Here is a 22,846-nt window from a genome sequence, read left to right as displayed (position 1 = left end):
GTCGCCGGGTGCACCGTCGCGCCGTCGCCGCTCTCTGGACCGCCGTCTTCGTGGTCGCGTTCGGCACCAACGTGCCCACCCCGCTGCTGCTGGTCTACCGCGACCTGCTCGGCCTGTCCTCGGACGCGCTGACCGGCGCGTTCGGCGTCTACGCCGCGGGGCTGGTCCCGGCGCTGCTGCTGGCCGGGCCCGCGTCGGACCGGTTCGGGCGCCGCCGCGTCGTCGTGCCGTTCGTGGTGCTCTCGATCCTCACCTCGCTGCTGTTCCTCGGGGCGTCGGGCTCGGTGGCGCTGCTGTTCCTCGGCCGGTTCCTGCAGGGCGCGGTGTCGGGCGTGGTGTTCAGCGTCGGCACCGCGTGGCTGGGCGAGCTGGTCGGCGACCCGGCCCGCGCCGCCCGGCTGACCACGGCGGCGCTGGGCGGCGGCTGGGCGATCGGGCCACTGGTGTCGGGGCTGATGGCGCAGTGGCTGCCGCTGCCCACGGTGCTGCCCTACCTCGTGCACGTGGCGCTGATGCTCGTCGGGCTGGCCCTGCTGCCGAGGGTGCCGGAGACCCTCGCGCCCGCCGACCGCCGCGCCGGCCCGTGGGTGAACCTCGGCGTGCCCCCGGGGGCGCGCATCCCGTTCCTGGTCGTGGTGCTGCCCGTCGCGATCGGGGTGTTCACCTTCCCGTCCACCGCGGTGACGGTGCTGCCGCTGCTGCTGACGCCGTCGATGCCGCAGATCGCGGTGGCCATCACCGGACTGGTGGCAGGGGTGACCCTGCTCACCGGGGTGTTCGCGCAGCCGCTGGGGAAGCGCATCGGTTACGTCGCCGCCGGGCCGACGGGGCTCGGCGTCGGCGCGGCCGGGTTCGGGCTCGCGCTGGTCGGCGTGGCCACGGGCGCGTGGCCGCTGCTCGTGCCCGTGGCGCTGCTGCTCGGCGTCGGCTACGGGCTGTGTCTGGCCGCCGGGTTGACGATGGTGGGCGAGCTGGCCGCGCCCACCGCCCGCGGCGCCCTGACCGGCACCTTCTACGCCTGCGCCTACCTCGGCTTCGGCGTGCCGCTGCTGCTGTCGGTCGCCGGGGGTGACGCCGGGTTCACCGTTCCGCTCGGCGTGCTCGCCGTCGTCATCGCGGTCTACGCCGCGCTGCTGGCCCTGCCCGCGGCGCGGCGGCTGGTCAGCGGACGGGTCGCCGTGTGACGCGGCCCGCGGCCACCCCGGCGATCGTGCGCGCCATGACGGCGAACACGAAGTCGTGCGCGGGCAGCTGGGCGTACCAGTAGGCGAAGCCGGACAGGCCGTCGGGCCGGAACGTGACGCGCTGGACGTAGCGGCTGCGCCCGTCGTCGACCGGCTCGGCCCGCAGCTCCAGGAACACCGTGCCGGGGGTCTTCGTCTCCGCGCGCAGCAGCAGCGAGCGGCCCTCGACGACCTCCTCCACGCGCCACCAGTCCAGCTCCGCCCCCTCGACGAGCCGCGCGGGCCTGCTGCGCCGGGCGCCGACGCCGCCGAGCAGCCGGTCGAGCCCGCCGCGCAGCGCCCACACCCCGGGCACGGTGTACCAGCCGTTCTCGCCGCCGACGCCGCTGATCACCTCCCACAGCACCGCGGCGGGCGCGGCGACGTCCTCGACGTGCTCGCTGTGCAGCTCCGGTTCGGGCAGGTCCGTGGGCACGCGGCCGGCCGCGCCCTCCTCGGCGAGCGCGCGGCGCACCGCCTCCGCGTAGCCGGTGGGGCCGCCGGGCGGGGGGCCGTTCGGCGGGTCGTCGCGGACGATCAGGTCGTGGGCCATCGACTCCAGCAGGGGGCCGGCCAGATGACGGTCGACGGGCGTCAGGGCCTGGACGGCGCGGGCGAGCATCCGCGGCGCCGACACCGGCACCGGCACCGTGACCGGGCGGACCCGGCCCGCGACCGCGGCGAACCCCGTCATCAGCTCGCGGAAGGACAGGACCTCCGCGCCGCCGATGTCGAAGGTGCGGTTGACGTCGTCGGGGAGGTCGAGGCAGGCGGTGAGGTGGTGCAGCACGTCGTCGATGCCGATGGGCTGCACGGCGTTCCAGGCGCGGTCGGGCAGCGGCAGCACCGGCGAGAGCGTGGCGAGGTGCCGGATCATCTCGAAGCTGGCCGACCCCGCCCCGACGACGATCCCGGCCTGCAGCACCGCGGCGGGCACCGGGCCCGCGAGCAGGGCGTCACCGGTCTCGCGGCGCGACGCGAGGTGCGCGGAGTTCTCCGATCCCGCAGGCTGCAGCCCGCCCAGGTAGACCACCCGCCGCACGCCCGCGGCCCCCGCGGCGGCGGCGAGCCGCTCGGCGGCCTCGCGGTCGCGGCGGGCGTACCCCGGGCCGTCCATGGAGTGCACCAGGTAGAACACCGCGTCGACGCCCGCGCAGGCGCGGTCGGCCGCGGCCGCGACGTCGCCGACGACCCGGTCGACGTCGCTCGCCCACGGGAGGCGGTCGAGCTTGGCCTCGTCACGGACGAGCACGCGGACGGCGTGCCCGGCGGAACGCAGATGGGGCACGAGGCGGGCGCCGACGTAGCCGGTCGCCCCGATCACCAGACAGTGCACGTGCCCGAGCCTTCCCTACCGGCCCGCTCACGGCACCCCGAGGAGGCGCAACCCCGCGGTCGTGGCGGCGGCCAGCACCACCACCAGCACGAACGGCACCCGGCGCCAGGCGGCGAGCGCCCCGGCCGCGACGCCCCCGGTGCGGGCCCACCCGGCGAACCCGCCGTCCTGGGTGAGCGCGGCGGTGGCCAGCAGCGCGACGAGCAGGGCGGTGGCCCCGAGGTCGAGCAGCCGCTCCACCCGTGGCGACAGCGCCATCCGGTCCCGCAGCACCAGCCCGGACAGGCGCATCAGGTAGGTGCCGGCGGCCAGGGCCAGCACGGCGGGCCAGTTCACCGCTCCCCCCGCCCGGCGACGGCCAGGCCGAGCAGGCCGATCAGCACCGGGAGGCCCGGCGGCAGGAACGGGGTGGCGACGAGCGCGGCCGCGGCGGCCGCGAGCCCGACGCGGCGGGTGTCGGCGGCGCGCAGGCCGGGCAGCAGCAGCGCGAGCAGCGCGGCGGGGAACGCGGCGTCGATGCCGAACGCGTCGGGGTCGGGCACCGCCGACCCGCCCAGCAGGCCCACCACCGTGCCGAGGTTCCAGAACACGAACAGGGCGACGCCGCTGGTCCAGAACGCGCGGCGGGCGTCGCCGGGGCGGGAGCGGGCGTAGGCGGTCGACTCGTCGATCAGGATGTGCGCGCCGAACAGCCGCGCCGGCCACGAGCGGCCCACGGCCGGGGCGACGGCGAGGCCGAACGGCAGGTGCCGGGCGTTGATCAGCAGCCCGGCGACGACCGCGGCCAGCGGGCTCCCGCCCGCCGCGACCACGCTCACCACCAGGAACTGCGATCCCCCGGCGAACACGAGCAGCGACATCCCGACCGTCAGCGCGGGCGAGAGCCCGGCCGCGGCGGCCAGTGCCCCGAACGAGGCGCCGACCACCCCGACCGCGGAGGCGAGCGCGAGGACGTCACGCAGGCCGTCCGTTCGATTGAGCGAACGCATGTCCACTAGACTGAACAACCTCGCCAGCGTTCGTCAAGCCGAACAGGGAGTCCGATGGAACGAACAGCGCCGCTCGCCGCCATCGCCGCCGCCCTGCGCCGCGAACGCGAGCGGATGGGCATCTCGCTCGCCGAGCTGGCCCGGCGGGCCGGGATCGCGAAGTCGACGCTGTCGCAGCTGGAGTCGGGGTCGGGCAACCCGAGCGTGGAGACGCTGTGGGCCATCGCGGTCGTGCTCGACGTCCCGTTCAGCCGGCTCGTCGACCCCGTCGAATCACCGGTGCGGGTGATCCGCGCCGGGGAGGGCCTGGCGCTGGCGTCGGAGCACTCCCCGTTCACCGGCACGCTGCTCGCGGCCTGCCCGCCCGGCGCCCGGCGGGACCTGCACGTGATCACCGCCGAGCCCGGTGCGGCCCGCGAGGCCCACGCCCACATCCCCGGCACGACCGAGCACCTGCTGGTCACGGCGGGGCGGTGGCGGGCGGGGCCGGTGGGCGGGGAGGTGGAGCTCGGTGTGGGCGACTACGCCCGCTTCCCCGGCGACCGCCCGCACACCTACCAGGCGGTGGTCGCCGGGTGTGCCGCGGTGCTGGTGATGGAGTACGTCTGAGGGCTCCCGGTGTGAGCAGGTCGGTCAGCTGCCGCCGAGCGGGCGGGGCACCGGGCCCTCGCGGACGGGGAGGTCCGGGGCCCCCTCGGCGAGGCGGGCCGTGGGGGCGCCCTCGGTGACGTCGGCGGGCCCGACCCGGTCGCCGGGCTCACCGGCGGCGGTGTCCGGGAGGGCGTACTGGCGGACCCAGTCGACCTGCATCGACGACTCCCGCACCTCCCCCTCGCCGGTCGGGAACCAGTCCAGCTGCAGGCACAGGTGCATCGGGCCGGACGGGATCACGGCCGGGTCGTCGACGCGCCACCACTGCGCGCCGTCGAGGTAGGTCGTGACCGACGTCGGCGTCCACTCGACCGCCCAGGTGTGCCACGCGGTGCCGTCGACCTCGACCTCGGCGCCCGCGGGGGCCGCACCGGCCCCGGGATGGACGAACGCGCCGGTGGTCCCGCGGCCGGGGTCGGACACCTCCATGAAGTCGATCTGCGGTCCGGCCGCCGCGGGGTCGTCGGGCCACAGCAGGGCGACCGCGTGGTAGGACGGGTCACCCTCGGGGATCCGCACCCGCGCCTCCCAGCGCCCGTACTCCTGGCCCTGCGACCACGCCATGCCCCCGGTGGCCCCCGCCGGATCGCCGGTGATCGTCAGGACGCCGTCGTCGACGCGCAGCGCCTCCGCGGTCCGGGTGCCCTGCCCGTCGAAGCCGGTCCCGGAGTAGACGCGCCAGTCACCGCCGAGCGGGCCGTCGAACTCGTCGGCCAGGGTGGGCTCGCCCCAGCCGAGCGTCTCCGCGGCGGTGGCGCACGCCTCCTCCGTCGACGCGTCGTCCGCCGGCCCGGACGCCGGGTCCTCGACGGTCGACGGGTCATCGCCGGTGGTCGGGTCGTCGCCCGTGGCCGCGTCGTCGCCGGTGGTCGGGTCGTCCGCGGTGGAGGAGTCCTCCCCGGGGGCAGGGTCGTCTGCGGGGTCGGCGTCCTGTCCACCGGCCTCGTCCACGTCGTCGTCCGAGGGCGGGTCGTCCGACGCGGTGTCGTCGGAACCGGTGTCACCGGCATCGGGCTCATCGGCGCCCGGCTCGTCCCCGCCGCCGCCGTCCGAGTCGTCCGGGTCCTCGTCCGACCCGCCGTCCTCGTCGCCGCCGTCGTCGTCCCCGCCGCCGTCCCCGTCGTCGCCGTCCCCGTCGTCGCCGTCCCCGTCGTCGCCGTCCCCGTCGTCGCCGTCCCCGTCGTCGTCCCCGCCGCCGTCCCCGTCGTCGTCGGGTTCGTCGTCGCCGTCGTCGGGTTCGTCGTCCCCGGCGGCCCGGGGAGCCGGGACGAGACCTTCGGCCGCCCCGTCGGCGGGCGGGCCCGCGGCGGCCGGGGCGCACTCGGCCGGTGCGGGCTGGGCGGCGTAGGCCACCACCGACCCACTCAGCAGGGCGAGGGCCACGAGGCCACCCACCGTCACCTGTCGCCTCATGCGTCTCCCCCGTCGCTCGCGTCCCGGTGTTCCCTCGCGTCACAGCACATCGCCGGGGACACTAGGCGCGATCCGTGACCACGACCGGTCGCGTCACCCCATCGGGACGGGTGATGCACCGGGTCGAAGGACGCACCGTGACGACGACGCCCGCCCGGTCGCGGTGACCGGGCGGGCGTCGTCGACGAGCGGGGGCTGCGCCCCGGACGGGTGGGGCTACCAGCCCCGGGAGGCGTAGCGCTGGGCCTCGGGCAGGTCGGAGACGTTGATCCCGACCATCGCCTCGCCCAGACCGCGGGAGACCTTGGCGATCACGTCGGGGTCGTCGTAGAACGTGGTGGCCTTGACGATCGCCTCGGCCCGCTGCGCCGGGTCGCCGGACTTGAAGATCCCGGAGCCCACGAAGACGCCCTCGGCCCCGAGCTGCATCATCATCGCGGCGTCGGCGGGGGTGGCGATGCCGCCCGCGGTGAACAGCACGACCGGGAGCTTGCCGGCGGCCGCGACCTCCCGGACCAGCTCGACCGGCGCCCGCAGCTCCTTGGCCGCGACCCACAGCTCCGCCTCGTCGAGCCCGGCCAGCCTGCGGATCTCGCCGCGGATGGAGCGCATGTGCCGGGTGGCCTCGACGACGTTGCCGGTGCCGGCCTCGCCCTTGGACCGGATCATCGCCGCGCCCTCGGAGATGCGCCGCAGCGCCTCGCCCAGGTTGGTGGCACCGCACACGAACGGCGCGGTGAACGCCCACTTGTCGATGTGGTGCGCCTCGTCGGCCGGGGTGAGCACCTCGGACTCGTCGATGTAGTCGACGCCGAGGCTCTGCAGCACCTGGGCCTCGACGAAGTGCCCGATGCGGGCCTTGGCCATGACCGGGATGGAGACGGCGTCGACGATGCCCTGGATCATGTCCGGGTCGCTCATCCGGGCGACGCCGCCCTGCGCGCGGATGTCGGCGGGCACCCGCTCCAGCGCCATGACGGCCACGGCGCCCGCGTCCTCGGCGATCTTCGCCTGCGCGGCGTCGACGACGTCCATGATCACGCCGCCCTTCAGCATCTCGGCCATCCCGCGCTTGACGCGCGCGGTACCCAGCTGGGGGGAGCCGGCGCTGACGGACTCGGTGGCTGCGGACTGCTCGGGCGACGACACGGTGGTACCTCTCGACGTGCGGGGTCAGGAAGGGCGGTCGTCCGATCGTACGTCAGGCCCCGGGGCACCGCGCCCGGCCGCGGCGGGGATCACGGCGATCTCGAAGTAGGCGGGCAGCGGGGCCGCCCCGGCCAGCCGGAACCAGCGGACGAGCCGGCGTGAGCGCAGGTCGAGGGTGTCGCGGACGGCGTCGTTGTGGACGCTGCGGGCGAGCTCGACGGCCCGCTCCGCCTCGGCCAGCGCGGTGCGCAGCGGGGCGGGCAGCGCCGCGCGGTCGACACCGGCCAGGTGCCGCCCGAGGGTGTTCTCGACGCCCTCGCGCGCGCCGTCGACGTCCCGGGCCGCGAGCGCCGCCGACGCCGCGGCCGCCAGAACCGCCGTCCGCGACGGTCCGCGCGCGTTCGCGGGTCCCGCCCGGCCCCGGGGACGCGCGGGACCCGGCACCGCGCGCGCCAGCGCGGGCTGCGGTGGACCCGCCGGTTCGGACGGCGGGAGCCGGGCGATCTCCCGTGCCACCCCGGCCCGCGCGCGCAGGGCGGCGTCGAGCCCGGCGCGGGCCCCGTCGACGCGGACGTGCAGCCGGTGCAGCCGCCGGACCCTCCCCACCTCCCGCGCGAGGAGCCCGGCCAGCGTCAGGAACACCGCGACGGCGACGGCGGAGGTCATCCGGCGCGCTGCCGGGGGGCCGCGGCCAGCGCGGCCCGGTAGACGCGCACGACGTCGGCGGCGACGACCGACCAGTCGAAGGCGGCCGCCCGCTCCCGCCCGGCGGCGGCCAGCGCCGCACGGCGGGGGGCGTCGTCGAGCAGCGCGGCCAGCGAGCGGGCCAGTGCCGGGGCGTCCCCCGCGGGGAACAGCGCGCCGGCGGGGCCCAGCACGGCGCGGAACGCGTCGAGGTCGGCGGCCAGCACCGGCGCACCCGCGGCCATCGCCTCGGTGAGCACCATGCCGAAGCTCTCCCCGCGCAGGTGCGGCGCGCACAGCACCCGCACCGAGCGCAGCGCCGCGGCCTTCGTCGCGTCGTCGACGGGGCCCAGGACGTCGAGCCGGTCGGCCCACGGCCCGGCGGCCCGCCGCAGCGCCGCGGCGTCCCCGCGCCCGACCACGAGCAGCCGCAGCCCGGGGCGGGCCGGGGCGAGCCCGCACAGGGCGTCGAGCAGCAGGGGCATGCCCTTGCGCGGCTCGTCGAACCGCCCGACGAAGCCGACGGTCTCCCCCGGCACGTCCAGCACCGGGCCCTGTGCGAACCGGGCCACGTCGACCCCGTTGGGGATCTCCACCGCGTCGCCGCCGAGGTGACGGACCTGCACCGCCCGCGCCGTCGGCGACACCGCGATCCGCGCCGTCACCTTCTCCATCAGCGGCCGCAGCACCCCGCCCATCGCGCTCAGCGCGCGGGAGCGGTCGGTCGCGGTGTGGAAGGTCGCGACGATCGGGCCCCGCGCGACCAGCAGCGTCAGCACCGAGAGGCTGACGGTCGTGGGCTCGTGCAGGTGCAGGACGTCGAACTCGTGGGTGTCGAGCCAGCGGCGCGCCCGCGTCCAGGACACCGGCCCGAACCGCACCCGGGCCACCGATCCGTTGTAGGGCACCGACAGCGCCCGCCCGGCGCGGGTCACGAACGGCGGCACGGGGGTGTCCGGCCCGGCGGGGGCGAGCACCTCGACCGCGTGCCCGGCGGAACGCAGTGCGCGAGCGAGGTCGAGGACGTGGGCCTGTACCCCGCCGGGCGCGTCCAGCGAGTAGGGGCAGACCATCCCGATCCTCATGGGCCGATCCTCATGACCGATCAGCGGTCCAGACCGGTTGCAGCATGTGCCAGTCGGCGGGCACCCGGGCGAGCAGCGCGCCCAGCGCGTCGGCGACGCCCTGGGTCGCCTTGGGCACGGCGGCGCGGTCGGGCACCGGGACCGGCGCGGCGATGTCGAGCGCCCACCCGTCGGGGGTGAACGACGGGACGGCGGGGAGCAGCAGCGCTCCGGTGGCCGCGGCCAGCCGCGCGGCCCCGCCGGGGATCCGGGCGGGCTCGCCGCACAGCTCGACGTCGACGCCGGAGCGGCTCAGGTCGAGATCGGAGACCAGGCAGACGACCCCGCCCCCGCGCAGCCGCCGCGTCAGCGCGCGGTAGGCGCGCGACCCGTCCTCGGCCGCGACGACCTCGAACCCCAGCGACTCCCGGTAGGCCACGAACCGCCGGTAGAGCGACTCCGGCTCCAGCTTCGCCGCGACGGTGGTGAACGCGGGCTCCCGGCCCAGCGCGCGCAGCGTCTCGACGAGCCAGACGCCCGCGACGTCCCAGTTGCCGCTGTGGGTGAGCGCGAAGACGACACCGCGGCCCTGGGCCTGCGCCTCGAGGAACGGCTGCGCGCCCCGCACGTGCGGGTCCATCCGACGGTGCACGTCGGCGAGGTCCATCGACGGGAGCCGGAACACCTCGCACCAGTAGCGGGCGTAGCTGCGCAGGCCCGCGCGGACGAGAGCGTCGAGGTCGGCGCCCGGGGCCAGCCGGGCCAGGTTCGCGCGCAGCTGCGGGGACCCGCGGCGGGCCGCGCGGTCGGCGCCCATCCGGAACATCCCCTGCGCAACGGGCCCGGGCAGCATCCGCACCCCTCGCCAGCCCGCCGCGTAGGCGGCGTCGACGAGGCGGGCGCGCGTGCTCACGCCTGGGCCGGGGCGGCGCTGCGGTGGACCGCGACGAGTCGCTGCCCGAACGTCCACACCGACGCCGCGGCGAGCAGCCACATCGCCACGGCCAGGGCGTAGGGCACCCCCAGGCCCTCCAGCCCGGAACCGACGAGCGCGATGATCAACCGCTCGGCCCGCTCGACCAGGCCCCCGTCGGCCGACAGCCCGGCACCCTCCGCGCGCGCCTTCACGTACGACACGAGCGAGCCCGCGACGAGGCAGACCAGCGCCGCGAGCCCGACCAGCCGCTGCTCCCCCACCCCGAGGGCCCACCAGGCGAGCGCGGCGAACAGGGCACCGTCGGCGAGGCGGTCGCAGGTGGAGTCGAGGACCGCGCCGAACGGGGTGCTGTGGCCGCGGGCGCGTGCCATCGCGCCGTCGATCATGTCGAACATCACGAAGAACCAGATGACGAGGGTGCCCACGAACAGCTCGCCGCGGGGCAGGAACCAGACCGCCGCCGCGACGGTGCCGATCGTGCCGATCACGGTGACCGCGTTCGGCGTGACCCCACGGGCGACCAGCCAGCGTCCGAAGGGCTCGACGACGCGGTTGACGTGGACACGGGCGAAGAGGTTGAGCATCGTGCTCCTGCTGGTGGGGACTCCAGACTATCCGCGCGGCTCCCACGCCGAGGCCAGCAGGTCACGGGTCTCGCCGAGCAGCTGCGGGATGACCTTGGTCTGCCCGACGACGGCGATGAAGTTGGCGTCGCCGCCCCACCGCGGGACGACGTGCTGGTGCAGGTGGTCGGCCAGCGACCCGCCCGCCACGGTGCCCAGGTTCAGCCCGACGTTGAACGCGTGCGGCGCCGCGACCCGCTTCATCGCCCGCACCGCCTCCTGCGTGAACGCCATCAGCTCCCCCACCTCACCGGGGGTGAGGTCCTCCAGCTCCGCGACGTGGCGGTAGGGGAGCACCATGAGGTGCCCGGGGTTGTAGGGGTGCAGGTTGAGCACCGCGTAGACGGCGTCGCCGCGCGCCACCACGAGTCCCTCGTCGTCGGGCAGCGACGGGATGCGGCAGAACGGGCAGCCCGTGCCCCCGGTGTCCTTGATGTAGGCCATCCGGTGGGGCGTCCACAGCCTGCGGAAACCGTCCGGCGTGCCGATGCCGTCACGGGGCTCCAGCTCCGGGTCGACGGCGTCGGTCATGGGGCCCGATCCTAGGCGCGGCGGGGCCGGGGTCAGGGGGTGAGGGCGTCGGCGGTCGGGTGGGTGTTGTTCCGGCTCGCCACCCACGCCGCGATCCGCTCGACAGCGTCGGCCACCGGCACGCCGTTGACCTGCGTGCCGTCGCGGAAGCGGAAGCTGACCGCGCCCGCCTCGACGTCACGGGCGCCGGCCAGCAGCAGGAACGGCACCTTGGCCAGGGTGTGGGTGCGGATCTTCTTCTGCATCCGGTCGTCGCCCGCGTCGACGTCGACCCGGATGCCGCGCGACCGCAGCGCCGCCGCGATCTCGCGGACCGCGGGCACCTGCTCGTCGGTGACCGGGATCGCGACGACCTGCACCGGGGCCAGCCACGCCGGGAACGCGCCCGCGTAGTGCTCCAGCAGGACGCCGAAGAACCGCTCGATCGACCCGAACAGCGCGCGGTGGATCATGATCGGCTCCTCGCGGGAGCCGTCGGAGGCGGTGTACTCCAGGTCGAACAGGCCGGGCTCCATGAGGTCGACCTGGATCGTCGACAGCTGCCAGGTGCGCCCGATCGCGTCCTTGGCCTGCACGCTGATCTTCGGGGCGTAGAAGGCGGCGCCGCCCGGGTCGAGCACGAGGTCGAGCCCGCTGGCCTGGGCGGCCTCGCGCAGGGCCTCGGTGGCCAGCTCCCAGTCCTCGTCGCTGCCGATCGACTTCTCCGGGTCGCGGGTGGACAGCTCGAGGTAGAAGTCGTCGAGGCCGTAGTCGCGCAGCAGGTCCAGCACGAACGTCAGCAGCGAGCGGATCTCGTCCTGCATCTGGTCGCGGGTGCAGTAGATGTGTGCGTCGTCCTGGGTGAAGCCGCGGGCGCGGGTCAGGCCGTGCACCACACCGGACTTCTCGTAGCGGTACACCGACCCGAACTCGAACAGCCGCAGCGGCAGCTCCCGGTAGGACCGCCCGCGCGACCGGTAGATCAGGTTGTGCATCGGGCAGTTCATCGGCTTGAGGTAGTAGTCCTGCCCGGGCTTGCGCACGGTGCCGTCGGCGTTGAACTCGGCGTCGACCTGCATGGGCGGGTACATGCCCTCGGCGTACCAGGCCAGGTGCCCCGAGGTCTCGAACAGCTGCCCCTTGGTGATGTGCGGGGTGTTGACGAACTCGTAGCCCGCCTCCTCGTGGCGCCGGCGCGCGTAGTCCTCCATCTCCCGGCGGACGATGCCGCCCTTGGGGTGGAAGACCGGCAGCCCGGACCCGATCTCGTCGGGGAAGGAGAACAGGTCGAGCTCGGAGCCCAGCCGCCGGTGGTCGCGCTTCTCGGCCTCCAGCAGGCGGTCCAGGTGCAGGTCCAGCGCCTCGGTGGACTCCCACGCCGTGCCGTAGATGCGCTGCAGCATCGGGTTCTTCTCGCTGCCCCGCCAGTACGCCGCCGCGCTGCGCATCAGCTTGAAGGCGGGGATGAACTTCGTGGTGGGCACGTGCGGGCCGCGGCACAGGTCCGACCACACCACCTCGCCGGTGTGGGCGTGCACGTTGTCGTACGCGGTGAGCTCGCCGCTGCCGTCGACCTCCACCACGTCGTCGGTGATCTCCCCGCCCGCCCCGCCCTTGAGGTCGATCAGCTCCAGCTTGTACGGCTCGTCGGCGAGCTCCTTGCGGGCCTCGTCGAGGGAGTCGTAGCGACGGCGGGCGAACCGCTGCCCCGCCTTGACGATCTTCTTCATGGACGCTTCGAGCTTCTGCAGGTCGTCCGGGGTGAACGGCTCGGCGACGTCGAAGTCGTAGTAGAAGCCGTCGACGACGGGCGGGCCGATGCCCAGCTTGGCGTCCGGGCGCAGCTGCTGGACGGCCTGGGCGAGCACGTGCGCGGCGGAGTGCCGGATGACGGCGCGGCCGTCGGGGGTGTCGGCGCCGACCGCCTCGACCTCGGTGTCGCGCTCCGGGGCCCAGGCCAGGTCGCGCAGCTGCCCCGGCCCGTCGCCGTCGGACGGGTCGCGGACGACGACGACGGCGCTCGGCCCGCTCGTCGGCAGGCCCGCCGCGCGCACCGCGGCACCCGCGGTCGTCCCGGCCGGCACCCGGACGGCAGCGGGGACGGGGCTGGGTGCGGGCGCGGACACGGGAGGCCTCCAGGGCGTCGGGCGGGGGGTGGTGCGGACGTCCCGCCGATGCTAGAGGGCCGGGGCGACGGGGTTCCGCCGCGGCTCCCCTCAGCCCGGACGGCCTCAGCCCAGACGGCGCAGCCCGTCGGCCACGCGCCGCAGGGTCCGCAGGTCGCCCGACCACAGCGGCTCGGGCAGGCCCGTCGTGGAACCGGCGACCCGCGCGGCGGGGATCGACCACACCCCGGCGCCGGACCGGCGCCGGGGCAGGACGACCGGTGCGGCGTCCGGCCCGCTCAGCGCGGCCAGCGCCGCGACGGCCCGCGCACCGTCCCCGGTGCGGGCCCGTCCGGTGGCCAGGACCGCCAGCGCCGGCTGCCGGAGCGGGGCCGTCTGCCGGGGCGGCGCCGCTCGCCGGGACGGGTCGGCAGAGGGGTTCGGTGCCCCGAGGGCCCGCCGCACGGCGTCCTGCAGACCCGGATCCGCGAGGGCGGAGCGGGCGCGGGCGGGGTCGGCTCCCGGATCGAGCTGCAGGTGCACGAACACCCCGGCGACCGGGCCGGTGCGCAGCACGTGCACCCCGCGGTCGGTGACGAGCGTGACGTCGTCGGCCCCGGCCGCGGGACGCGGCGCGTCGCGCAGCAGGGCCGCCACCGCGGCGGGGCCGTCGGACCCCGACGCCGCGTCACCCGCCGTGCCGACGACGTCCCCGGTGCGCCCGTCGACGACCCGGACGGTGCGTCCGCCCGTCCGCGCCAGCAGGCCCGCCAGCACCTCGGCGACACGGGAGGCGGGGACGGCCATCGCGAGATCCTCCCGCACGGGACAGGGGTGCAGCGGCTTCCGCCCGTGCGGGCGGACGGGGCTGCGCCGTCCGGCGCACCGGACGGCGCCGTCCGGGGTCAGTCCCGCGGGGGCGGGTCCCGCCGCGGACCGGGGGCGAGCGCGGAGATCGGGGCGCGGGGCCGGTCGACCCAGGCACCCTGCGGCGCCCCGGGCCGCGGTACCGCACGCAGCACCGGTGGCCCCGGCGGCGCGGCCGGGCCCAGGGACTCCAGGGCCGCCGCGGCGCGGGTCCCGTCCCGGCGCGGGGCGCCACCCAGCGAGAGCAGGGCCGCGTCACCGCGGGGCGCGGGCTCCGCGCGGCGCGGCGCACCGGCCGGCGCGTCGGCGTCCGCCCGGGGCGGGCCGACGCTCCACGGGACGCGGGCGACCTCCGCCGGGGGCGGGACGGCCGGGGCCGCCGGGGGCGGGACGGAGCCCGGCGCCAGCCACCCGCCGTCGCCGGGGCGGCGGGAGACCGTGGGGCCGGCGGTCAGTGCCGCGGCCGACACGACCCGCAGCCGCCGCCGCACCCGTTCGAGCACCCACCGGCCACCGGTGACGGCGACGGCCAGCGCGAGCCGGTCGCCGTGCGGGTCCGGCACGGTGCGCACGACCTGGTGCCACCGGCCGCCCTGGCTCACGACCACCTCGCAGGCGCCGGGGGCCTCCCCGCCCGCCTGCGGGTCGTCGGCCGCCACCCGCACCAGCTCGGCGTGCCGCGCCCCCAGGGACTCCAGCTCGGCGCCCCCGAGGTGCGACGACCAGGCGTCGAGCACCATGCCGCTGTCGACGTCGACCAGCACGGCGGTGACGACCCGCCGGTCGCGCAGGAGCGGGCCGAGCACGGCCTGCAGGCCGTCCGCCCGGACGTTCACGGTGTGGCGGTGCCGCGACATCAGGACCTCACCAGCCGCCGCCACACCCTGCGCGGACCGCTCAGCGCCCGGCGTTGGCCGGGAAGAACGCCTGGCTGTCGCCGCCGGGGCTGGGGCGGCCCGACTTCACACCGGGGGCGGCCATGTAGAACTGCTGCTCGATGACGCGCAGGTCGCGCCGGGCCATGGCCAGGTTGGCCTGGGCCCGGTTGAGCACGAGGTAGAAGAACAGCTTCTCCTCGTTGTTGCCGCGGATCGGGCGGATGAGGTGGTACTGCGTGTCGAGGGTGATGAGGATGTCCTCGATCCCCTCCCGCAGGCCCAGCTTCTCCATGACCTCGAACTTGGTGCGGACGACCTCGCTGTTGCCGGGGGCGGCGACGTCGAGGTCGAACTCCGGGCTGCCGCCGCGGGAGCCGAGGCTCATACCGCTGTCGTAGTCGACGATGGCCGCCGCGAAGGCACCCTTGATGTTCGCGACCATGTCGAGTGAGTGTTCGATGTTCATTGTCGAGCCTCCAGAGGCACGTTTACCGGGAGCCTGCACGGTAGCCCCCCGACCATTTCCCGGTGCGTCCGGGACCCCTTTCCGTGCATTTCGTGGATCACTCGCGCAGGGACCGGAGCCCCGCGAGCAGGCGGCGCATGGTCCCGATGTCGTCGGCCCAGCCGGTCGCCGGGGGCGCCGCCCCCGCCGCGGCTGCGGGCGGGGCGTCGGGCACCGCGGCGGCCGTGCGCGGGGCGGGGACGACGGACCCGCCGTACCCGGCCGTCGCCAGCACCCCCGGCCGGCTGCGCGACGGCCACCGCGACGCGCGGACCGGCGGGACCCACGGCGCGGCGGGCGGGATCGCGGCGGGCACCCGGCGGGGCAGCGGGGCCCACGTCGCCGGCGCCGCCTGTTCCGGAATCACCGCAGGTGGAGGGGCATGCACGGGCTCGGGTTCGAGCCGGGACCGGGACAGCTCCCGGCGGGCCACGGCGAGGTTCGCGCGGTTCCGGTCCAGGCACACGTGCAGCAACAGCGGGCCGAGCTCGCCCCCGTCGAGCAGGCGGACGAGCCGGTAGGACCGGCGTGAGGTGATCATCAGGTCGTCGAGGTCGTCGTCGTCGGCCGCGAGGAGATCCGCGGCCGACCGTGCCCAGCGCACGACGGCGGCCGGGTCGGCCGGCGCGGAGCCGGCCTGCGCCACCATCTCACCGCTCGCCCGAACGGCGGCACAGGAATACGTCGCCCCCGGGAGTCGCAACAACTCCCGGAGGACGTCATGGATCGTCGACAACGGCCGCCCGCCTTCCTCGCGAAGAATTGTTTCACACGCCGTCGGAGCAACTGTTTTCCGCGCCGCCGGTCCAATCATTACGACCGAACGACCTATTGCCGGCAGGGCCGTTGGACGGCGATGTCGGTGCCGGTGCATGGGCCGGTCGAGCAGGTCCGCAGGTCACGGACCGCAACCACTCGTGCACACCCCGCCCACGGCCCTCGGCGGGGCCGCTGGGCCGAATGCGCGCCCGGGGAAGAAGGACCGCCCACGGCCGGTTGCACTCCCACGTGGTGCCACTCTCCGTGCTCGATCTCGTCCCCGTCGGCTCCGGCTCGACCCCCACCGAGGCGCTGCGCGCCAGCACCGCCCTCGTGCGGCGCGTCGAGGAGCTCGGCTTCCGGCGCTACTGGGTGGCCGAGCACCACGGCATGCCGGGCATCGCGAGCTCGTCGCCGGCCGTGCTCATCGCCCACCTGGCCGGGGCGAGCTCGACGATCCGGGTCGGCTCCGGCGGGGTGATGCTGCCCAACCACCAGCCACTGGTGGTCGCCGAGCAGTTCGGCACCCTCGACGCCCTGCACCCGGGCCGCATCGACCTGGGCATCGGCCGCGCCCCCGGCACCGACCCGCGCACCGCGCAGGCGCTGCGCCGCGGCACCGGGTCGCTGGGGGCCGACGACTTCCTCCAGCAGCTCGACGAGCTCGCCGCCTACTTCCGCGGCGAGGGCCCGGTCGCCGCGGTGCCCGCGCACGGGCAGCGGCCGGACATGTGGCTGCTGGGCTCCAGCGGCTACAGCGCGCAGGTGGCGGGCCTGCTCGGGCTGCCGTTCGCCTTCGCCCACCACTTCAGCGGCGAGAACACCGACGCCGCGCTGGCCCTGTACCGCGACACGTTCCGGCCGGGCACGCTGCAGGAGCCCTACGCGATGATCGCCGCGTCGGTGCTGGCCGCCGAGACCGACGCCGAGGCGCAGCGGCTCGCCCTGCCCGGCGCGCTGCAGTTCCTGCGGCTGCGCCAGGGCAACCCGGGTCTCGTCCCGACCCCGGAGGAGGCCGCCGCCTACCCGTACTCGGCGCAGGAGCAGGCCTTCGTCGACGACCGCCTCGCCGGGCAGGTGATCGGCTCGCCCGACACCGTCCGCGACGGTGTGCGCGCACTGGTCGAGCGCACCGGCGTCGACGAGCTGATGGTCGTCACCGGCGCCCACGACGGCGCCGACCGGATCCGCTCCTACGAGCTGCTGGCGGGGGCGTTCGCCCCGGCGGGCACGATGACGCGGTGACCGACTCCCCCTTCTCCGCCTTCCGGGACGCCGTGCACGCCGGCGACGTCGACGCGGCCGTGGCGCTGTTCGCCCCCGACGCCGTCTTCCACTCCCCCGTCGTGCACCGGCCCTACGTCGGCCGGGAGGCGCTGCACGCCATCCTGACCGCGGTGGTCTCGGTGTTCGAGGACTTCACCTACACCGACTCCGTCGGCGGGGGCGACACGTGTGTGCTCGTCTTCACCGCGCGCGTCGGCGACCGCGTGCTCCAGGGCGTCGACATCCTGCGGGCCGTCGACGGCGTGCTCACCGAGCTGACGGTGATGGTGCGGCCGTACTCGGCCGCCACCGCCCTGCGCGAGCGGATGGCCGCACTGCTGACCTGAGGCGTAGCGACGGACGGGGGCGATCCGGTGCGCTGCACCGGCAGCAGCACCGTGGGCGCGTCGGGGCGGTTCGCCCGCCGGATCACCGCGGCGATCAGCGCCGCCAGGCCCGCGGCGGACACCATCCACGCGACGAGCCCGCCGACGACCCAAGCCAGCACGTCGTGCCCCCCGCCCCCGGTCCCGCCCCTCGCGGCGCCCGTGGTGCGGGGCCGCCCGGACCAGCATGAACGGTCGACCGGCGGGGCGCCATAGGCCGTTGCGGGTACCGGTCGTCACCCCACCGGGGCAGGCCGGCGGGCGTGGACGGCGGCGAGGAACCGGTGCACCGCACGGACGTGGTTCCCGGTGCGGGCGGTGGGGAAGGCGTCGAAGCCGTGCTGGGCCCGCGGCAGCTCCGCGTGGTGCACCTCGTTGCCCAGCTCCCGCATGCGGGCGACGAAGCGCCGCGACTGCCCGGCGGAGACGATCGTGTCGGCGCTGCCGTGCACGACCAGGAACGGCGGCGCCCCCTGACGGGCCCGGTGCAGGGGCGAGGCGGCCAGCCAGGTGTCCCGGTCGGCGGCGAACGTGGTGCCGGTCAGCGCGTGCTCCACCGTGTGGTGCAGGCCGTGCTCGTCGACGGAGAAGTCGTGCACGCCGTACACCGGAACGGCCGCGACGACGGAGGTGTCGGCGTCCTCGAAACCCGGCTGGAAGGCCGGGTCCCCCGCCGTGACCGCCGCCAGCGACGCCAGGTGCCCGCCCGCCGACCCCCCGCTGACCGCCACGGAGCCCGGGTCGCCGCCGTACTCCGCGACGTGCCCGTGCACCCACGCCAGTGCCCGCTTGACGTCGACGATCTGGGCCGGCCAGCGCTCGTGCGGGCCCAGCCGGTAGTTCACGGTGACGCACACCCACCCGGCGCCGACGAGGTGGGCGAGCAGCGGCGACGCCGACACCGCCTTGTCGCCACCGGTCCAGCCGCCGCCGTGCACCTGCACCAGCACCGGCGCGCCCGACACCGGCTCCGCGGGCCCCCACACGTCCAGGCGCTGGGCCGGGTGCGGTCCGCAGGCGACGTCGCCGGCGCGCAGGAGGCTCCGGCGGGCGGCGCGCCCCGCCCGCAGGCGCCCCGCGACGGGGGGCGGGCCGGGCAGCCCGGCGAGCGCGGCGTCGAGGACGGCGGCCGATCGCGCCGCGTCACCGCGCAGGTCGTGCAGCGCCGCCACCGCGACACCGTTCAGCACCGCGGCGGCGCGGCCGGCGCGGCCACCCGCCACCGCGGAGGCGACCCCCAGGACACCGCACAGCACCGTCATCGCCCCCGGCGCCTCCGATGCGGGCAGGCACGGCGCCGCCTGCACGATCGACGCGGGCCAGCGCCGGATCACCGGCCTGCGCGCCCCGGCGGCCCCGAGCCCGCCGAGCACCCCCGACGCGACCCCCGCGCCCACCACCGCCCGCCGCCACGACACGTCCGCACCTCCCGCGCGGCCCGCGCGGACCGCCTCCACGGCGCCGACGCTACGCGCTGCGCCGAACGGCCCAACCCGACCACGGAGCGTCGCGTCCGGCGGAGGCGTCACCGGGACGGGTCGCGCCGGGCTTCCTCTCATCGGGTGATCTCCGCGCTGCCGCCACACCGCGCGGGGGGGGCGACCCGTTGGAGTCATGGACCCCTCCGGCGCCCCGGAGCGGCGCGTCGAGCGGGAGGTGACCGGTGTCGGGAGCACACACCGTCGCCTCGTCGCGGCGTCCACCGGTCGGGTCACGACAGCACGGGTCCCCGCAGGGCGGGTCGCAGCAGGGCGGGTCCCGGCAGGGCGGGGCACAGCAGGGCGGGCGGCGCCGGGCGACGGCGGGCGACGTCGGCTGGTGGCAGCCCCCGACGCGGCGCCGCGGCGGACCGGCCCCGGAGACCCCGCGCTCGGAGGCCGGTGGCCGCAGGCGCGCCGCCCCCGGCCGGTCGCTGCTCGCGCGGCTGCGCGGCGGCGGGTCGCAGCACCGCAGGCCGGCCACCCCCGCGGAGCGCCGCATCCGGCGGCTGCGCCTGGTCCGCAACGCCGCGCTGGCCGGGCTCGCGGCCGTGCTGCTCGGCCCGCTGGTGGCGTTCGGGCTGGGCTGGTTGTTCTTCTCCGTCCCCACCCCCACCGACTCGGTGACCAACCAGGTGGCGCTGGTCTCCTACGCCGACGGTAGCCAACTGACGCGCCTGGTGCCCGAGGAGGGCAACCGGGTGGCGGTGGAGATCGAGGACGTGCCGCCGCACGTCCGGGACGCAGTGCTCGCCGCGGAGGACCGCACGTTCTACTCCAACCCCGGCTTCGACCTCACCGGCATCCTGCGCGCGGTCTGGAACCAGCTGCAGGGCGGCTCGGGCGGCGGGTCGACGATCACGCAGCAGTACGTCAAGAACGCCCTGGTCGGCGACGAGTACTCGCTGTGGCGCAAGTACAAGGAGGTGGTGCTCGCCGTCAAGATCTCGCAGGAGCGGGAGAAGGACGAGATCCTCGGCGACTACCTCAACGCCATCTACTTCGGCCGCGGCGCCTACGGCATCCAGTCGGCCAGCCAGGCCTACTTCGGCAAGCCCGTGCAGCTGCTGGACCCCAGCGAGGGCGCGCTGCTGGCCGGGCTGATCCAGGCGCCGTCGCGCTGGGACCCGGCGCGCAACCCCGACCGGGCCCTGGAGCGCTGGAACTTCGTCCTCGACGGCATGGTCGCGCAGGGCTGGCTGACCGCGCCCGAGCGGGCGGCCGCGCAGTTCCCCGCGACCGTCGAGCCGCGCCGGGCCGCGGCCGGGGTGCCCGCCGACTCCAGCGGCCACATCGTCACCGCCGTCACCGCCGAGCTGGACGCGCTCGGGATCACCGCGGAGGACCTGGCCCAGGAGGGGCTGCGGATCACCACGACGATCGACCCGGTGCGCCAGCAGCAGGCCGTCGACGCCGCGCAGGCCGCGCTGGAGGGGCAGCCCGACGACCTGCGGTCGGCGATGGTGGCGATCGACCCGCAGACCGGCGGGATCCTCGCCTACTACGGCGGCGACAACGGCCTGGGCCTGGACTACGCCCGCGTGCAGCGCCTGGCCGGGTCGACGTTCAAGCCGTTCGTGGTGCTGGCCGGCCTGCAGCAGGACCCCCCGGTCGGGCTCGGGGAGACCTTCGACGGCGAGGAGGTGCCCGGGCTGCGCAACGCCGAGGGCGCCGACTGCGACCGCTGCGACCTCAAGCAGGCCATGACGGTGTCCAACAACGTCGTGTTCAACACCCTCGCCAAGCAGGTCGGGCCGGAGAACGTCGCCGCCGCCGCGCGCGCCGCCGGGATCACCGCCCCGCTCGACGACCCGAACGAGGGCATCGCGCTGGGCAACAAGGAGGTCAGCACGCTCGAGCTGGCCTCGGCCTACGCCACGATCGCCGGCGGCGGGGTCTGGCACCAGCCGCACCTGGTGAGCGAGGTCGTCACCGCCGACGGCCGGGTGCTGTTCGCCGCGCAGTCCGAGGGCGAGCGCCGCTTCCCCGAGCGGGTCGCGCGCAACGTCGTCGAGTCGATGCTCGAGGTGGCCGCCGCCGACGACCTGGCGCTGCCCGACGGGCGACCGGTCGCGGCGAAGACGGGCACGGTGCAGTCGCGCTTCGACGGCGAGAACAACGACGCCTGGATGGCCGGGTTCACCCCGACGCTGTCCACCTCGGTGTGGATCGGCACCGACATGAACTCCCCGATCCGCACCGCGAGCGGCGCCCCGATCAGCGGCAAGACGCTGCCCGGCGAGGTGTGGCGGGAGTTCATGGGCGAGGCGCTGGAGGCCGAGCCGGTGGAGACGTTCGCGCCGTACCGGCCGATCGGCGAGGCGGCCTCCGACGCGCCTCCCGGCGTCGACCCGGACGCGACGCCGACGCCCACCCCGGAACCGACCCCGGCGCCGTCCGCCCCACCCACCCCGGACGGCGGCGTGCCGCCCCCACCGCCGCCGGCCGAGGACCCGGCGACCACGCCGGGCGGCCCGGGCACGGACACCTCCCCGCCCTCCCGCGACTCGCTGCTGTTCGGCGACGGCGGGGGTGGCACCGGGGACGCCCCCGCCCAGCAGGACTGCTCGGTCACCCCCTGCGGCTGAGACGGTGCGCGGGCCGTGTCGCGGGGCCCGCGGCGGGGCTACCGTGGCGGGGTGGACGCCGGGTCGCAGGTGCGCACGTTCGAGGTGCTGGCGTGGCCGTCGGACCGCCGGATCGTCCTCTACGTCCCGGAGATCGAGGCCGCCACCACCGTGTCGACGATGGTGGGCGCCGAGGACGCCGCCCGCTCGCTGATCGCCGACCTCACCGGTCTCGCGCCGGAGGAGATCGGCTGCCGGATCGGCGCCGGTCGGCCCCGCCCCTGACCGGTAGCATCCGCGCGATGACCTCCGAGGACCCCACCCGGGACCCTGCCCGGGACCTTGCCTCGCGCAGCGCCGGGGCCGCCGCCGCGTGGCTCGACTCCCTGGACCCCGACCAGCGCCGGGTCGCGACCGGCGCGGTCCCCGGCTCCGGGGACGACGCGGAGCGGCTGCGCTGGTTCTACACGCCCACCGACCACGGCGGGCTCACCGTGCACGCGCAGCGGCCCGCCCAGCAGCGGCTGGCGATGGCGCTGGTCGCGAGCGCGCTGTCGGAGGCCGGCTACGTCACGGCGGCCACCGTCATGGGCCTGGAGAACGTGCTCGACCGCACGGAGGGCTTCGGCGTCTCCTTCGACCGCGAGCGCGGGCGCGACCCCGGCCTGTACTACCTGCGCGTCTTCGGCGAGCCCGGCGGAGCCGCGCCGTGGGCGTGGCGCTTCGGCGGCCATCACGTGTCGGTCAACGTGCTCGTCGTCGACGGGCGGGTGGTGGCCACGACACCGCTGTTCCTGGGCGCCGACCCGGCCTCCTCGCCGCTGCTCGGCGGTGCGCGGCTGCGCCCGCTGGGCGCCGTGGAGGACCTGGCCCGGGACCTGGTCCGCTCACTGCCCGCCGACCTCGCCGCCGCCGCGGTGCTGCTGCCGCGGGCGCCGTCGGACATCGTCACCGCCAACCGCAGCCGGGTGTCGCCGGGCGACCGGGTGGTCCCGCTGGCCGGGGTGTGGCGCGGCCCCTTCGACGACCCGGCCGAGCAGGCGAAGCTGCAGGCGCTCAGCGACGCCATCGACGACCGGGCCGGCCTCGACGCCGCCGACCACCGCGCCGTCGAGCTCACCGCGGAGCCCAAGGGGGTGCCCGCCTCCGCCATGGACGCCGGGCAGCGCGAGCGGCTGCGCGCGCTGCTGGGCTGCTATCTCGACCGCGTCCCCGAGGCCGTCTCGCCGCTGCCCCGCTACGCCGACGAGGCCGCGCTCGACGCCGTGCACCTGGCCTGGGCGGGCTCCACCGCGCCGGGCGAGCCGCACTACTACCGGCTTCAGGGCCCGCGCCTGCTGCTGGAGTGGGACAACACCCAGCGCGAGGTCAACCACGCCCACTCGGTGTGGCGCGACCCGGAGGCCGACTTCGGCGTCGACGTCCTCGCCGGGCACCGGGCCGCCCACCACTAGGG

23 protein-coding genes are annotated in these 22,846 nt (G+C 76.3%); 7 read left to right on the top strand and 16 right to left on the bottom strand.

All coding sequences use genetic code 11. The annotated features are described in order from the left end of the window. Window positions 1–8 precede the first annotated feature (8 nt). Entirely contained in the window at window positions 9–1,184 is a 1,176-nt protein-coding gene (locus tag PHY01_RS00115) for an MFS transporter (protein ID WP_141276102.1), read from the top strand. Here PHY01_RS00115 and PHY01_RS00110 read toward each other — a convergent pair. Genes PHY01_RS00110 through PHY01_RS00100 form a run of 3 tightly spaced genes read right to left on the bottom strand, consistent with a single transcriptional unit; the run spans window position 1,162 to window position 3,548 of the window. Continuing rightward, on the bottom strand, window positions 1,162–2,559 hold the full coding sequence (locus tag PHY01_RS00110; protein WP_141276101.1) for a DUF2867 domain-containing protein: 1,398 nt from the start codon (window positions 2,557–2,559) through the stop codon (window positions 1,162–1,164). The genes PHY01_RS00115 and PHY01_RS00110 overlap by 23 nt on opposite strands. 27 nt (window positions 2,560–2,586) lie before the next feature. Beyond that, the gene (locus tag PHY01_RS00105; RefSeq protein ID WP_141276100.1) at window positions 2,587–2,895 is read right to left on the bottom strand and encodes an AzlD domain-containing protein; all 309 of its coding nucleotides are present in this window, start codon (window positions 2,893–2,895) and stop codon (window positions 2,587–2,589) included. Then, window positions 2,892–3,548: an AzlC family ABC transporter permease gene (locus tag PHY01_RS00100; RefSeq protein ID WP_141276099.1), complete on the bottom strand. Its 657-nt coding sequence runs from the start codon at window positions 3,546–3,548 to the stop codon at window positions 2,892–2,894. The genes PHY01_RS00105 and PHY01_RS00100 overlap by 4 nt, the downstream gene beginning before the upstream one ends. A 54-nt stretch (window positions 3,549–3,602) precedes the next feature. Here PHY01_RS00100 and PHY01_RS00095 point away from each other — a divergent pair, with 54 nt between their 5' ends. After that, window positions 3,603–4,157 (top strand): helix-turn-helix domain-containing protein, encoded by a 555-nt coding sequence (locus PHY01_RS00095; protein ID WP_141276098.1) that lies wholly within the window; start codon window positions 3,603–3,605, stop codon window positions 4,155–4,157. 24 nt (window positions 4,158–4,181) lie between these two features. Here the strand turns inward: PHY01_RS00095 and PHY01_RS00090 are convergent, their stop codons facing one another. The 12 genes from PHY01_RS00090 to PHY01_RS00035 all read right to left on the bottom strand — a co-directional run bounded on the left by PHY01_RS00090 (window position 4,182) and on the right by PHY01_RS00035 (window position 15,583). Further along, entirely contained in the window at window positions 4,182–5,612 is a 1,431-nt protein-coding gene (locus PHY01_RS00090) for a glycoside hydrolase family 16 protein (protein ID WP_141276097.1), read from the bottom strand. A gap of 216 nt (window positions 5,613–5,828) precedes the next feature. Beyond that, entirely contained in the window at window positions 5,829–6,761 is a 933-nt protein-coding gene (gene pdxS / locus PHY01_RS00085; RefSeq protein WP_141276096.1) for a pyridoxal 5'-phosphate synthase lyase subunit PdxS, read from the bottom strand. A 24-nt stretch (window positions 6,762–6,785) separates the two neighbouring features. Then, entirely contained in the window at window positions 6,786–7,427 is a 642-nt protein-coding gene (locus PHY01_RS00080; protein WP_174824063.1) for an NUDIX hydrolase, read from the bottom strand. Then, window positions 7,424–8,530, bottom strand: a complete 1,107-nt coding sequence (locus PHY01_RS00075) for a glycosyltransferase family 4 protein (RefSeq protein ID WP_141276095.1) — start codon at window positions 8,528–8,530, stop codon at window positions 7,424–7,426. The genes PHY01_RS00080 and PHY01_RS00075 overlap by 4 nt, the downstream gene beginning before the upstream one ends. 10 nt (window positions 8,531–8,540) lie before the next feature. After that, entirely contained in the window at window positions 8,541–9,422 is an 882-nt protein-coding gene (locus PHY01_RS00070) for a phosphatidylinositol mannoside acyltransferase (protein ID WP_141276094.1), read from the bottom strand. Beyond that, a complete protein-coding gene (gene pgsA, locus PHY01_RS00065; protein ID WP_141276093.1) occupies window positions 9,419–10,030 on the bottom strand; it encodes a phosphatidylinositol phosphate synthase in 612 nt (203 codons plus the stop codon). Before pgsA ends, PHY01_RS00070 begins: the two co-directional genes overlap by 4 nt. 27 nt (window positions 10,031–10,057) lie before the next feature. Continuing rightward, entirely contained in the window at window positions 10,058–10,600 is a 543-nt protein-coding gene (locus PHY01_RS00060) for an HIT family protein (protein ID WP_141276092.1), read from the bottom strand. 32 nt (window positions 10,601–10,632) lie between these two features. Beyond that, window positions 10,633–12,705: a threonine--tRNA ligase gene (gene thrS, locus PHY01_RS00055; RefSeq protein ID WP_141276091.1), complete on the bottom strand. Its 2,073-nt coding sequence runs from the start codon at window positions 12,703–12,705 to the stop codon at window positions 10,633–10,635. A gap of 105 nt (window positions 12,706–12,810) precedes the next feature. Next, the gene (locus tag PHY01_RS00050) at window positions 12,811–13,491 is read right to left on the bottom strand and encodes a hypothetical protein (protein WP_141276090.1); all 681 of its coding nucleotides are present in this window, start codon (window positions 13,489–13,491) and stop codon (window positions 12,811–12,813) included. 98 nt (window positions 13,492–13,589) lie between these two features. Next, window positions 13,590–14,387, bottom strand: a complete 798-nt coding sequence (locus PHY01_RS00045) for a hypothetical protein (RefSeq protein ID WP_141276089.1) — start codon at window positions 14,385–14,387, stop codon at window positions 13,590–13,592. 61 nt (window positions 14,388–14,448) lie between these two features. Continuing rightward, window positions 14,449–14,895: a hypothetical protein gene (locus PHY01_RS00040; RefSeq protein WP_141276088.1), complete on the bottom strand. Its 447-nt coding sequence runs from the start codon at window positions 14,893–14,895 to the stop codon at window positions 14,449–14,451. A gap of 97 nt (window positions 14,896–14,992) precedes the next feature. After that, window positions 14,993–15,583, bottom strand: coding sequence for a hypothetical protein (locus PHY01_RS00035; RefSeq protein WP_141276087.1), 591 nt, complete (start codon window positions 15,581–15,583; stop codon window positions 14,993–14,995). A 311-nt stretch (window positions 15,584–15,894) separates the two neighbouring features. Here PHY01_RS00035 and PHY01_RS00030 point away from each other — a divergent pair, with 311 nt between their 5' ends. Then, entirely contained in the window at window positions 15,895–16,938 is a 1,044-nt protein-coding gene (locus tag PHY01_RS00030; protein ID WP_141276086.1) for an LLM class flavin-dependent oxidoreductase, read from the top strand. Next, on the top strand, window positions 16,935–17,306 hold the full coding sequence (locus PHY01_RS00025) for a nuclear transport factor 2 family protein (RefSeq protein WP_141276085.1): 372 nt from the start codon (window positions 16,935–16,937) through the stop codon (window positions 17,304–17,306). Before PHY01_RS00030 ends, PHY01_RS00025 begins: the two co-directional genes overlap by 4 nt. A gap of 275 nt (window positions 17,307–17,581) precedes the next feature. Here the strand turns inward: PHY01_RS00025 and PHY01_RS00020 are convergent, their stop codons facing one another. After that, on the bottom strand, window positions 17,582–18,802 hold the full coding sequence (locus PHY01_RS00020) for an alpha/beta hydrolase (RefSeq protein ID WP_141276084.1): 1,221 nt from the start codon (window positions 18,800–18,802) through the stop codon (window positions 17,582–17,584). A gap of 206 nt (window positions 18,803–19,008) precedes the next feature. Here PHY01_RS00020 and PHY01_RS00015 point away from each other — a divergent pair, with 206 nt between their 5' ends. From PHY01_RS00015 to PHY01_RS00005, 3 genes are read left to right on the top strand one after another with little or no spacing between them, the layout of a single operon-like run. Beyond that, on the top strand, window positions 19,009–21,411 hold the full coding sequence (locus tag PHY01_RS00015) for a transglycosylase domain-containing protein (protein WP_246085578.1): 2,403 nt from the start codon (window positions 19,009–19,011) through the stop codon (window positions 21,409–21,411). Between the two features lie 51 nt (window positions 21,412–21,462). Then, window positions 21,463–21,675 (top strand): hypothetical protein, encoded by a 213-nt coding sequence (locus PHY01_RS00010; protein WP_141276083.1) that lies wholly within the window; start codon window positions 21,463–21,465, stop codon window positions 21,673–21,675. A 17-nt stretch (window positions 21,676–21,692) separates the two neighbouring features. Further along, the gene (locus PHY01_RS00005; protein WP_141276082.1) at window positions 21,693–22,844 is read left to right on the top strand and encodes a DUF3500 domain-containing protein; all 1,152 of its coding nucleotides are present in this window, start codon (window positions 21,693–21,695) and stop codon (window positions 22,842–22,844) included. The last annotated feature ends 2 nt before the right edge of the window (window positions 22,845–22,846 follow it).

Origin of the sequence: Pseudonocardia hydrocarbonoxydans (genome assembly GCF_006539565.1) — a bacterium.
Classification (GTDB): Bacteria; Actinomycetota; Actinomycetes; order Mycobacteriales; family Pseudonocardiaceae; genus Pseudonocardia; species Pseudonocardia hydrocarbonoxydans.
This window is presented reverse-complemented; position numbering and strand designations above follow the sequence as displayed.